The organism is Paraburkholderia dioscoreae (assembly GCF_902459535.1).
In the GTDB taxonomy this organism is placed as follows: Bacteria; Pseudomonadota; Gammaproteobacteria; order Burkholderiales; family Burkholderiaceae; genus Paraburkholderia; species Paraburkholderia dioscoreae.
In genome coordinates this window covers 1,392,232-1,404,453 of record NZ_LR699553.1, presented here as the reverse complement: position 1 = coordinate 1,404,453, position 12,222 = coordinate 1,392,232, and the positions used below count along the sequence as shown (strand labels likewise).

Below are 12,222 nucleotides of genomic sequence, written 5' to 3'. Positions count from 1 at the left end.
TATTCGCCACGAATAGTTTTCGGGCGCCGTCCGGCCGCGATTTTTGCAGCCCAGATGTGACAAAGCCCCGCATAGACAGACGGGGCTCAACGCTTTTACTGCCACGGCCGCGCATTAGCGCTGCGAGGTCACACTTGATGCATTTGAAACTTACAGGGAGTAGCCATTGCTTTCGAGCGAACGAATGCGCTGTTCAAGTTGGACGATGTCCGAAGACGAAGCCAAGTACTCTTCACGACGGGTACGTTCTGCAGTTTCAAACCAGGTGCTCAGCTTTTCAAGTACGTATGCAAACATGATGTTCTCCAAGGATCAAGATTGAATCCCCGGTGGATTGGGCATCAGGGATTTCCCGTAAAAGGGTTAACCCGAATTATAGACCGATGGTGCAGGCTTACTAGTGAAATGCCCGCATGACGTGCATTCCGTTTTGGAATGGTGCACGGGCGCGGTGCACATAAGTTATTGATTTCGCTGAATTCGAGATGCGTTTTTCTCGATGAATGATGTTTCCCTATATTTTTATGCATTATATTGGTGCATACACTGCTCGAATTGCGGCGAATTCAGACTTCGGCTTGCGAACCGACGCCACAACACGTCAAATCGGATGACAACCCTGCCCTGAAACCAGGTCGGTATCGGCAAGGCGTTCGATAATTGGGCAATCGGGGCGGTCGTCGCCGTGGCAATGGTCGGCCAGGTGCGCCAACGTGTCGCGCATATCGGTCAGTTCGGCGATGCGTCGATCCAGCTCTGCAACGTGTTCCAGCGCAATCGTCTTCACTTCGGCGCTGGCGCGCGAGCGATCGTGCCACAGTGCGAGCAGCCGTCGAATGTCTTCGACCAGAAAGCCGAGCCGGCGCGCCTGGCGGATGAAGCGCAACGAATGAACCTCTTGCGGGCCGTATACGCGATAGCCGGCGCTCGTGCGCGCTTTGGCCGCCAGCAAGCCGACGCTTTCGTAGTAGCGAATCATTTTCGCCGTGACGCCCGACACGCGGGCCGCTTCACCGATATTCATGGCGTTTCCCCTAGTATGTGGATCGATCGTACACCTTCCCATCATGGGAAGGTCACCACTCAATTGCGGATCGGCAGGCATAATTCAACTATCGCAATATCCATTTTCCCGAGGTAATCCCGATGACGATCGAATTCCAGGTTGAAGGCATGAGCTGCCAGCATTGTGTCGCGGCGGTCACGAACGCCATTCGCGAACACGATGAAGCCGCGCAGGTCCAGGTGGATCTGGCGTCCGGGCGCGTGACGGTCGAATCGGCGCAACCGGCTGAGACGCTCAAGGCCGCCATCGACGAAGCCGGTTACACGGTAACCGGCGCGGCAACTCGCGCAACAACCGGCGCGTCCGGCGCAGTCCGCTAAGCGAGCTCACGGCATGTTTAAAGTTGCCGTCATCGGCGCCTCGGGGCTGCTCGGCCGCGCGCTCGCAGACGAACTGGCACAGCACGCCGGCTGGCAAGTCGTGGCCACGGCATTCAGCCGGCCGGCGCCAGGCAAGATCGCGCTGGATATTCGCGACGCGCGGGCGGTCGAGCAGTTCGTCGAGCGCGAAGCGCCGGACGCGCTCGTGATTACCGCGGCGGAGCGCCGACCGGACGTGTGCGAGCACGATCCCGCGCTGGCCCGCGCGCTGAACGTCGATGCGGTGCGCACGCTTGCCGCAGCGGCGAACCGGCGCGGCGCATGGACACTGTCGATCTCCACAGATTACGTGTTCGACGGCACGCATCCGCCCTACCAGCACGATTCCGTGCCCGCGCCGCTCAATGCCTATGGGCACAGCAAACTCGAAGGCGAGCGCGCGCTGATGGAATCGACCGACCTGGGCTGCGTGCTGCGTTTGCCGCTGCTGTACGGGCCGATCGCCAGTTGGGCCGAGTCGGCCGTGACGAGTCTCGTGCCGGCGATCGCCGCGTCGGCTGCACCGGCTGGCCAACCCGCCGTCATGGATGCATGGGCAATCCGTTATCCCACCTTCACGCCGGACGTCGCGTTCGTGATCCGGCAGATGCTCGAATTGCATGCGCGCGGCGATGCGATTCGCGGCATCGTGCAATGGTCGGGCGACGAACCGATGAACAAGTACGAGATCGCCGTGCGCCTTGCCGAAGCGTTGCAACTCGACGCGCATCTGACACCGCAATGCACGCCAACCGATGCGACGCCGCGCCCGCATAACTGCCACCTGGCTTCGACCCGGCTCGAAGCGCTCGGGATCGGCCGCCGTACACCGTTCGATATGGCGATCCGGCAAGTGTTGGCCGCGTTCCCGTGGCGCGGTGCCGCGCAGGCGTAGAACGTCTCGTCGGGCAGATGGGGCCGGCCACGAGAAGTCGCCCATGTTGCGATGGGTGCGGCGCACCGGCACGATAGCCTGACGCCGAACCGGCGCGCTTGCCTACGGCCAGCCAGCCTCAGTGAAAATCGCGGCTCGCCGTAGCCAGTTCGCCGAGCCATTCGCTGTGGTCCTCTAGGCGATGGGCGACGAGATGGATCACCTCGCCTTTGTGTTTCTGTTTCGCCTTGCCGGCCTGATTCGCGTGAACGCCATTGTCGGCATGATTGCCTCCGGTAGCCACGCCGTCGTCGCGCTGCAAAACGCCGTAGACCGCCAGCAACGATGCGCCCAGCAAAACCTTGCGCTGCTTTTCCACCAGCGACGGCCACACGATCACATTGATCGAACCGGTTTCGTCTTCGATCGACACGAACACTGTGCCGTTTGCCGTGCCTGGCCGTTGTCGCACGGTGACGATGCCGCACGCTCGCGCCAGCGTGCCGTGCTGACAGGCGGCAAGTTCGGCGGCAGAGCGAAAACGCTGTCGCGCAAGGCGCGCACGCAACAGTGCGAGCGGATGACGGTTGAGCGTGAGACCGAGGCTCGCATAGTCGTCGACGATTTCGCGGCTTTCTGCTGCCTGCGGCAACGCCAGCGGCGCTTCGGCGATCGGCGCATCGCGGAGCAATCTGGGCACCGTGTGCTGCGCCGTCACGGCCCACCACGCTTCGCGCCGATGTCCCGCGATACTGACCAGCGCATTCGCCGCAGCAAGCGCTTCGAGATCGCGCCGCGTCAAGGCCGCGCGGCGCGCGAGATCGTCGACATCGGTAAATTGCGCGTCGTTGCGAGCCGCCATGATGCGTTCGGCGACCCCTTGCGCGAGGCCCTTGATCAGATGCATGCCGATGCGCACGGCGGGACCGCGCGCACCATAGGTGTCCGACGGTTGAAACACGCGGGCAGTCAATCGCTGTGCGGCGCGCCGGACCGTCCTGCTCACCGTCAGGCGCCGCAGCGAAAGATCGCGCAATTGCTGAGCAGATAGTACGGTCTGCTGACGATGCAAACAGGTTTCGCCCGATGAGATCCGCCGCCCTTCATGACCGCGTCTTTCGAATGTCGACTCCCAATCGCTCAAGGTCACGTCGGGTGGCAATACCTTGACGCCGTGACGTTTCGCGTCCTGAACGAGTTGCGACGGCGAGTAAAACCCCAGCGGCTGACTGTTCAGCAAACCAGCCAGAAAGGCAGCCGGTTCGTAGCGCTTCAACCACGCGCTGAGATAGACGAGCAATGCGAAACTCGCCGCATGGCTCTCCGGAAAACCATACTCGCCGAAGCCTTCGATCTGTTTGCAGATGCGGTCGATGAACTCCTGCTCATAGCCGCGCTTGAGCATTCGCTTGTTCAAATCCTTCTGATACTTCGCAAGGTTGCCACTGCGCCGCCATGCTGCCATGGCGCGCCGCAACTGATCGGCCTGCTCGCCGCTATATTCCGCCGCAACCATTGCCAGATGCATGACCTGTTCCTGGAAAATCGGCACGCCGAGTGTGCGTTCGAGCACGGGACGAAGTTCATCCTTCGCATAGTCGACCGGTTCGAGGCCCTGCTTGCGGCGCAGATAGGGATGCACCATGCCGCCCTGAATCGGCCCGGGCCGTACGATCGCCACTTCGATCACGAGATCGTAGTACTTGTTGGGCTTCAGACGCGGCAGCATGCTTTGCTGCGCACGCGATTCGATCTGGAATACGCCGATCGTATCGGCATGCCCGCACATTTCGTAGACAGCCCGATCCTCGCGCGGAATATCCTGCACCCGGAACTTCGGAAAACCGCGCCTTAATGCAACGAATTCCAATGCGCGCCGAATGGCCGACAACATACCGAGCGCCAGCACGTCGACTTTCAGCAGCTTGAGCGCGTCGATATCGTCCTTGTCCCATTCGATCACGCTACGGTCTTTCATCGTCGCGTTTTCGATCGGCACGAGTCGCGACAGCTTGTCTTTCGCAATCACAAACCCGCCGACGTGTTGCGACAGATGACGCGGAAAGCTGCGCAACTCCCCGGTGAGGCGAATCAGATTCTGCGTGATGTGCGAGTTGGCGTCGAAGCCCGCTTCGGCCAGATATCCCGCGACCGCATCCGTGCCGTCCCACCATTGTTGCGACTTGCTGATCCGCTCGATCAACGACGCCTCGAGCCCCAACGCCTTGCCCACATCTTTTAGCGCACTGCGCGCGTGATACGTAATCAGCGATGCAGTAAGCGCCGCTCGATGACGGCCGTACTTCGTGTAGATATATTGAATCACCTCTTCGCGCCGCTGATGCTCGAAGTCGACGTCGATATCAGGCGGTTCGTTGCGCGCGCGGGAGATGAATCGTTCGATCAACATGTTCATGTTCACAGGGTCGATTTCCGTCACGTGCAGGCAATAGCAAACAATCGAATTCGCCGCCGAACCTCGACCCTGACACAGAATGTTTCTGGAGCGCGCGAAACTCACGATATCGTGCACCGTCAGAAAATACTTTTCGTACTTCAGATCGGCAATCAGCGCCAACTCCTTTTCGATCTGACCGATCCGCTTCAGGTCCATGCCTTCAGGCCAGCGCTCCATCGCGCCGGCCATGACCAGCTTGCGCAGATAACTCGATGGCGACTCGCCGACGGGCACCAGTTCTTCGGGATACTCATACTTGAGTTCGTCCAGCGAGAAGCGGCATAGCGCGGCGATACGCAGCGTTTCTTCCAGCGTATCGCGCGGATACAGTTTGCCGAGCCGTACGCGCGTACGCATGTGGCGCTCCGCATTCGCTTCGAGCGCGTGACCGCATACCGATAGCGGTGTGACGAGGCCGATCGCGGTCATCGTATCCTGCAAAGGCTTGCGCGAGCGGGCATGCATTAGAACGCCACCTGCCGCGACCAGTGGCAAACCGCTCGCTTTTGAAATCATGCGCAAGGCGTCGATCTGAAGATCGTCGCTACCTGTTTGCCAGAGTTCGAGCGCGATCCACGCACGCCGTGCAGCGAATGATGCGAGCCAATGCGCACAACGCAGCGTATGCGAGAGTGTCGCCGCGCGCTGCGGCACGAGCATCAGGACGCAATCAGGCAATGTCTGCAGATGTGCCAGATGGGGCAAGGAATCGGTGAAGTCTGACGGACCGAGTCGATAACTGCCTTTGTCAGCGCGCGAGCGGGCCAGCGTGATCAGTTCGGAAAGATTGCCGTAACCGTTGCGGTTGGTTGCTAGCGCAACCAGGGTGCAGAAGGGTTCGCCGATTTCGTCAGTCAGATTGAGTTCACTGCCGATGATCAGATGAGGGAGGGGTTTTAATGATTCGGCATCCTCTATTTCTTCGGCTTCCTGTTGTATAGCTCCAGTTTTCGATGCATCTTCCAAAGGCGCTGCCGCCTGCTCCGCTTTGGCCGCTTTGGCCTTATCCTCGCGCTCTTTCTGCTGACGCTCCCGCTCCTCCCTCATTTCCTTCAACGCCGTATGGGCTCGAACGACGCCTGCCAGCGAGCATTCGTCGGTGATCGCGAGCGCGCTATAGCCACGCGACATCGCCTGCTCGACGAGTTCATAAGGATGTGAAGCGCCACGCAGAAAAGAGAAATTAGTCAGGCAATGCAACTCGGCATATGCCGGCAAATGGGTGGCAAGTGTCTGCTTCGCAAGGAATGATGGCTGGGATAGAGGCATGATGTTCAGCCGAATAAACCCTGCAAATACCACTCGCCGCTAAGACGTTCGCGGTATACCCAGAACATATGGCCGCCGTCATCGGCCGCGACGTAGTAATCGCGCTCGACACGGTTGCCGTCCCACCACCCTGCCTCAATCCGTTCGGTACGCGTGAGCATTTTCAGCGGCCGGCGATAGATCGGCCGCTGGTCACGCATCATCAGACGCAGCGGCTTATCGAGCATCCAGACAGGGCGAGGCTGGGAAGGCAACGCGCTGTCGGGTAGGTCGAGGGACGTCTGTGCGTTGTTGGGTTGCGGTGCGGATGTGTTGGTATTGCTAGCGTTACTCGTTCTGGATGGGTGTTGGCTGGCCTGTGTAGCCCTCTCGCCGTCTTCGCGCCCTTCCTCCGCGGCAGCGTGCCGCAACTCATCGGTCAGCCAGGTTTGGTCCGCTTTGAGTTTCGACCGGGACTTCGCTGGCGAACGCTTCTTGCGCGAAAACGCTTGCGCCTGATAGGCTTCAACGCGCATCGCCCGTTCGGGACGATGATCGTCCTGCACCGACATCTGCAGCACATTCTCAGGCCCCAACCGCGCACTCAGGCGTTCGAGCAGACGTGCAATCGAATCCCCATCCGATTCGGGCATGGGGAACAAGGTGTCCGACTGCCCGGCATATTCACCGATCTGATCCGCCACCAGCTTCAACTCGATAACCGGTGCCACCAGCACTGTCTGATTGAGTTTTTCCCGCAGCAACCAGATCAGATGCTCGGCATCACGCGACGGTATGGCCCATGCGACCTTCAGACTCGATGTCTTCGGTGCATGACGGGACGCCAATTCATGCTCGAGCAGCAACGTATAACCGCTGAGCGCCGCATGGTGCGCGCTCAGCCAGCCGGCTAACTGCACAATCAGCCGACGCGCGGCAAACAGCAATGCATCCGCGTTATCGACCCGCGAGGGCAACTCCAGTTGCGCATGAAACGACGCCGGCGCCCGAAACGATTCGCGTGGATCTGGGCGCGTACCATACGCCTGCGCCAGCAGATCCAGAATTCCGCTACCGAAACGTCGCACGATACCCGAGCGTGGCAACTGACCCAAATCGGCCAGTGTCGTACAGCCGACATGCGAAAACGCATCGCGATGCGCCTGCGTGACCGGCAGTAGCGATACGGATAAACCATCGAGCACGCGCGCGAGCGAGGTTTCCTTGACCACATGCCAGCGACGCCCTTGCTGAGCACAGCGCGCCTGTGCCAACAGCCACGCGCCCCAGGCGGTCGGCGCACAGGCAATGCGCGCCGTATAGCCAAACTCCGCCACCGTGGCGGACACCCGAGCCAACAACGCGCGCAAGCCGCCGAACAACCTCAAACCGGAACCGACTTCCAGCAGCAGGGTGTGCGCGTCGGCAAGCGACACTTTCGGTGTGTACGCCAGCAATGCAAGCGCGATTGATTCGAACGACTGAGTTTCGCGGGCGGCGTCGGCGGCAAGCAGTTCAAGCCCCGGTGCCAACGCCAATGCATATGAACGCGAGTGACCTGCATGCACGCCGGCGCGCAGTGCATCGAAATCCGGCATCAGGATGTGCGCATGATCGGCCAGGGCGTAGCAATGCCTTTTATCGATGTCTTCGGCATTGTGGGGTTGGCCTGCTTCGTCGCGCGACTCACGCCGATTCGACTTCGCGAGCAAACCAGCCGGGAGCGGCACGAGAGGCTTCACCGCTTCCAGTGACAAGAGTGGCAATGTGACTGCGATCCACAGCATGTTTGATCTCTGGTTCTTGATGACTGCCGACCCCGTTTTCCGGCAACAAAACGCTTTGTAAAGGCAAAACAAGCCGAAGAGGCTCAGCTAGCGGCGGCCCGCGACGCTTGAAGATGTCGATCGACAAACCAATCTCCTGTAGCCATTGACGACGGTTGATCGTCTGCGCATTGGCCGGCAAGAGCGGCTCGCAGATCATTCGCAACGGTGCCGGGGAAGATTGCCGGGCCGACTCGATAGGCCGGATCAAAAATGCCAGCGAGGCCGACTCCTGAGCCGCCACCTGGAGACGCCGGACTTTGTCGGCGCGCGCATTCGGCAGCCAAACCAGGACCGCGCCAATGCCATCCTGCTTCAAGGCCTGAGCAGCGGCCCACAGGGCCTGGTCTTCACTCGAACGCACCCATAAGACTCGCTCGACATCGACACCCCAAGCGCTCAAAGCCGCCGCGCATGGTTGATATGGAGGCGCCACGAGCATGACATGCCGCCCGGCCTGCTTCGTCAGATAACAAAGCGCATGGGCTAGCAGACGTACTTCACCCACGCCACCATGTTCGATCAATAACTCCGTCAGGCCGCCAGCCGACCAGCCCTGTCCCGGCAACAACTTATCCAGTTCGGCATAACCGCTGGAAATCACACGCGAGTCCGCCTCGGCAAGCTCATTGCCCTGCCACACCTGACGTCGCAATTTGGACGACAGCGCGGTCGTCGCCAGCTGAATCGCTGCTGCCATAGACACGCTCTTGAATAGGGAATGCTCCGCCCTGCCCGACATCGGGCAAGCATGAAGCAACGATTTTTCACTGTATATTTATACAGTATTTTGAGATGGATGTTAAGGTAGTGGACTTGCCCCTGCATGACCGGACATGCGGTCACGCTTAGGTTGGTGAATCTGCTCGCTGGCGAAACTCGCGTGGTGAGCAGTATTTCAGGGCGCTGTGCGGATGCGACTCGTTGTAGTGGTCAAACGCGATGGCCAGGTTGTGCAACGCCGTTCTCGCGTCCGGCTTGGGCATCCACGAGACGTAGTCTCTCTTCATCGTTTTGACGAAGCTCTCGGCCATTCCGTTGCTCTGCGGACTTCTGACCGGCGTCGTGATGGGTTTCAGGCCCACTGTCAAACGCAATCTCAAGTTGATACAGCTTCGGACGCAAACGCAATTTGAATTTGATACACCTGCGCATACGGTTATTAGCTGAGTGCTGCCTCCTTCGAGTTGCGTTTGCGTTTGACATCGTCCGCGTCGTTCAGGTGCGGTGGTGGGATGCGGTTGATCATGCCGGCCTGACGTTTTTCCTTCAGCCTGTACGAGTCGCCGGAGATCGGCACGACGTGTGCGTGATGAAGCAGCCGGTCGAGGAGCGCCGCCGTGAGCGTTGCATCGTCAGCGAAGGTCTGGTCCCACTGGCCGAACGGAAGATTGCTGGTCAGGATGAGACTTCCGGTTTCGTACCGTTTGGCGACCACCTGGAAGAGCAGGTTCGCCTGCTCCCGGTCCATGGGCAGATACCCCATCTCGTCAATGATCAGAAGCCTGTATGGCTTCGTGATCCGCTTGATAGTTTCCTCCAGCTGGTTACGCCGCAACGCTGTCGTCAATTGCATCAGCAGATCGGCGGCAGTAATGAAGCGGGTGCGAAATCCGGCCTGCGTTGCACGATATCCAAGCGCGACGGCAAGATGGGTTTTGCCAACGCCACTGGGTCCGAGCAGCACGACATTCTCGGCACGCTCCACAAAGGCAAGACTGCCGAGTTCGAGAACCAATGCTTTCGGTACGCCGAGCGCGAATTCGAAGTCGAATTCATCAAGCGTCTTGATTGCCGGGAATCCAGCCAGACGCGTCAGCATCCGGCGCATTCGCTCCGCGCGTGCCATCGCTTCATCCTTCAAGGCCTGTTCGAGGAAGTCGAGATAGCCGAGCTCGCGTTTGGCGGCCATCTGGCCGAGGTGCGCAATCTGTGTCGGCAAGTGCAGCAGGTTGAGCTGCTTGCACAACACAGTCAGTCGTTCGAGCTGCGGCGTCATGCGCTTACCTCCTGTGCGCGGCTGAACGCGTCGTAGACCGACAACGGGTGCTGCAACGGTTTGTTCCACTCCGAGGTCGCGTACCGTGATGCTGGTTTCGGCTGCTGATGTGGCGTCGCTCCCGTTCGAACCGATCGTCCCACGTATGGTGCCGGCAGTGGCAGAAGATGCGGCCGCTCCTCGAGCAACACCTCGGCCGGAACCCGTTTGGTAGTGCCATGCACCCGGACGTTGGCGACGTCGCGCAACCACAGCCTGACGCGCTCATTGCACAGGCCGCAGTCGGCTGTGAGCCCTGCCTGTTTGAGCATTGAAACCAACGGGACCCAGAAGCTATAGCGCAGATATCCGTTCATACGCTCGACCTTGCCCTTCGTCTTCGCGCGGTATGGCTTGCACACGCGCGGCACGAACCCATGGTGTTTGGCGAAGTCAGCGAACCCCGGATGATATCGGTGCTGCTTCTTGCCATAGGCATCGCGTTTCAGAATCACCGTCTTCATGTTGTCGTACACGATCTCTCTGGTGACGCCGCCAAATGCCTCGAATGCCCGCACATGGCAAGCCAGCAGCGTTTCGATACGCATGTCGGTGACAAACTCCGCGTAGCTGACACGGCTGTAGCCCAACGTCGCAACGAACGCCGCGAGCATGCCGAGTTTGTGCCCCGGCTTACGAAACTCAATCCAGTCCATCTGCATCTGATGTCCCGGCTCTGTCTCGAATCTGACCACCGGGTCGGGGCGTGCAGCGGGGCGAAGCTTCTGCAGATACTCCTGCACCCGACGCAAACCGCCCGTGTAGCCGCGCTCCTCAATCTCCCGCTTGAGCACCGTCGCCGGAATCCAGTCCGGCTTCGCTGCTTCGACACGGCCCTGCAAATAGGCCTTGAAGGGCGCAAGCTTGCCGACGACTGGCTGACGGGCCTTACGCTGCGGCGGACCCGATTCCAGATACTTCCTGACTGTGTTGACTGCCATGCCGGTCTCGACCGCGATGTCCCGAAGGCTGTTTCCCTGGCGACGCAGAATCTCGATTTCCATGTACTCCTCGTAGCTGATCACGGGCCGCCCAAAAGGAGCAACCCTACAACGAGGTGTATCAATTCCTAACTGCGTTGCTGTATCAATTTACAACTGCGCGCGACAACACTTTTTTCGAGAACGTCAGCGTCTCCTCGGCAATGTAGCAGGAACCGTTGTCGCTGAGCCATTCGATTTCGTTGTCGGCCTTTAACGCACCATCGAAACGGTTTTCTACAGCTTGAAGCATGACATCACGCACCATGTCTCCGGTATAGCCTCCAGTGGTCGCAGCCCAGCTCATGGCTTCCCGGTCACAGCAGTCCAGTGCAAAGATGACGCGCAGCGGCGAGCCGTCATCACAGCGGAATTCGAAGCCGTCCGAGCACCAGCGCGCATTGCTCTGGTCCACCGCGACCCTTCCATCGTGCCGGCGCCTGGATTCGGGATGTCGAGGGCGGCGCTCAAGCAGCAGGCCGTGGGTATGCATGACCCGATAAACCCGTTTTGCATTAACCCGAGGCTGTCCCTGTGCCTCCCGGTTTCGGCGTAGGAGAGCCCAGGCGCGCCGGTAGCCGTAAGTAGGCAAATCAGCAACCAACTCCTGGAGCTCGGCAACGAGCGGCATGTCGTCACGGGCGGGTGTCTTGCGCTTGTCGACCCATTCGGCGTCGCGCTTTATTTTCACTGCGAGATTAGAGCGCGACACACCCAGGACATTACAGACCGTCTTCATCGGTCGTCCCCTGGCAGCAATGGTGAGCGCGCAATCAATTTTTTTGCCCGGCCGTACTCCACTGCTTCGCGGAGGATTTCCACTTCCATCGTCTTCTTGCCCAGCAATCGCTGGAGTTCACGAATCTGTTTCATCGCTTCGGCCAGGTCCGATGCCGGTACCACATGCTCGCCGGCACTGACCGCTGACAGGCTTCCGTCCTGATAGAGCTTGCGCCAGGCGAACACCTGGTTTGCATTCACTTGATGACGACGGGCAACTCCGGAAACGGTTGCGCCGGGCTCGAAGGTCTCGCGCACTATCGCAAGCTTTTCCTCGACAGAGCGCCTGCGGCGCTGTTCGGGCTGGGTCAAAACTTCAATGGGTTCCACGTTAGAGCTGGGCTTAAACATAGGCGTAAGACTACCTCAAAGTTTAAGCGTTCCTCGTGTCCGGTTTTCACGGGGGCCGCCCCAGGTAGCGGGCAGCTACGCGACGCGCGTAGGAAGAACTGACGGAATTTATCAAACTGTTTTTAGGACAGCTTGTGCCCGTGGGAAGGAGCTATTTTTTGCTCCAGTGTGGGGCAGTTGTAAAAGGATAGAAGTCGAAATGGATCTCGGGACAATACCGGGAAATTGGAGCTGACGGGCTA

The 12,222-nt window shown here is 59.7% G+C and carries 9 protein-coding genes and 2 pseudogenes; 2 read left to right on the top strand and 9 right to left on the bottom strand.

Annotated elements, in window-relative coordinates:
* Positions 1 to 150: 150 nt before the first annotated feature.
* On the bottom strand, positions 151 to 297 hold the full coding sequence (locus PDMSB3_RS06335) for a DUF3563 family protein (RefSeq protein WP_007175569.1): 147 nt from the start codon (positions 295 to 297) through the stop codon (positions 151 to 153).
* A gap of 304 nt (positions 298 to 601) precedes the next feature.
* Positions 602 to 1,024: a Cu(I)-responsive transcriptional regulator gene (gene cueR / locus PDMSB3_RS06330; RefSeq protein WP_007175570.1), complete on the bottom strand. Its 423-nt coding sequence runs from the start codon at positions 1,022 to 1,024 to the stop codon at positions 602 to 604.
* 122 nt (positions 1,025 to 1,146) lie between these two features.
* Between cueR and PDMSB3_RS06325 the strand changes: the two genes are divergently transcribed.
* Positions 1,147 to 1,386 (top strand): heavy-metal-associated domain-containing protein, encoded by a 240-nt coding sequence (locus PDMSB3_RS06325; protein ID WP_007175571.1) that lies wholly within the window; start codon positions 1,147 to 1,149, stop codon positions 1,384 to 1,386.
* A 13-nt stretch (positions 1,387 to 1,399) separates the two neighbouring features.
* Positions 1,400 to 2,320, top strand: a complete 921-nt coding sequence (locus tag PDMSB3_RS06320) for a dTDP-4-dehydrorhamnose reductase family protein (protein ID WP_165185430.1) — start codon at positions 1,400 to 1,402, stop codon at positions 2,318 to 2,320.
* A 118-nt stretch (positions 2,321 to 2,438) separates the two neighbouring features.
* Here PDMSB3_RS06320 and PDMSB3_RS06315 read toward each other — a convergent pair whose 3' ends face one another.
* The 7 genes and pseudogenes from PDMSB3_RS06315 to PDMSB3_RS06285 all read right to left on the bottom strand — a co-directional run.
* Positions 2,439 to 6,026, bottom strand: a complete 3,588-nt coding sequence (locus PDMSB3_RS06315) for an error-prone DNA polymerase (RefSeq protein WP_165185428.1) — start codon at positions 6,024 to 6,026, stop codon at positions 2,439 to 2,441.
* 5 nt (positions 6,027 to 6,031) lie between these two features.
* The gene (locus PDMSB3_RS06310; RefSeq protein WP_165185425.1) at positions 6,032 to 7,792 is read right to left on the bottom strand and encodes a Y-family DNA polymerase; all 1,761 of its coding nucleotides are present in this window, start codon (positions 7,790 to 7,792) and stop codon (positions 6,032 to 6,034) included.
* On the bottom strand, positions 7,692 to 8,531 hold the full coding sequence (imuA, locus tag PDMSB3_RS06305) for a translesion DNA synthesis-associated protein ImuA (RefSeq protein WP_007175575.1): 840 nt from the start codon (positions 8,529 to 8,531) through the stop codon (positions 7,692 to 7,694). Before imuA ends, PDMSB3_RS06310 begins: the two co-directional genes overlap by 101 nt.
* A 148-nt stretch (positions 8,532 to 8,679) precedes the next feature.
* Positions 8,680 to 8,916, bottom strand: a pseudogene (locus tag PDMSB3_RS06300) (integrase core domain-containing protein); the annotation flags it as partial.
* 77 nt (positions 8,917 to 8,993) lie between these two features.
* Positions 8,994 to 9,830: an IS21-like element helper ATPase IstB gene (gene istB, locus PDMSB3_RS06295; protein WP_007176182.1), complete on the bottom strand. Its 837-nt coding sequence runs from the start codon at positions 9,828 to 9,830 to the stop codon at positions 8,994 to 8,996.
* Positions 9,827 to 10,894 carry an IS21 family transposase gene (gene istA / locus PDMSB3_RS06290; RefSeq protein ID WP_021163056.1) on the bottom strand — a complete coding sequence of 356 codons (1,068 nt, stop codon included), beginning with the start codon at positions 10,892 to 10,894 and terminating at the stop codon, positions 9,827 to 9,829. The genes istB and istA overlap by 4 nt, the downstream gene beginning before the upstream one ends.
* An 85-nt stretch (positions 10,895 to 10,979) precedes the next feature.
* Positions 10,980 to 11,980 (bottom strand): annotated as a pseudogene (locus PDMSB3_RS06285) (IS3 family transposase); the annotation flags it as partial.
* Positions 11,981 to 12,222 lie beyond the last annotated feature (242 nt).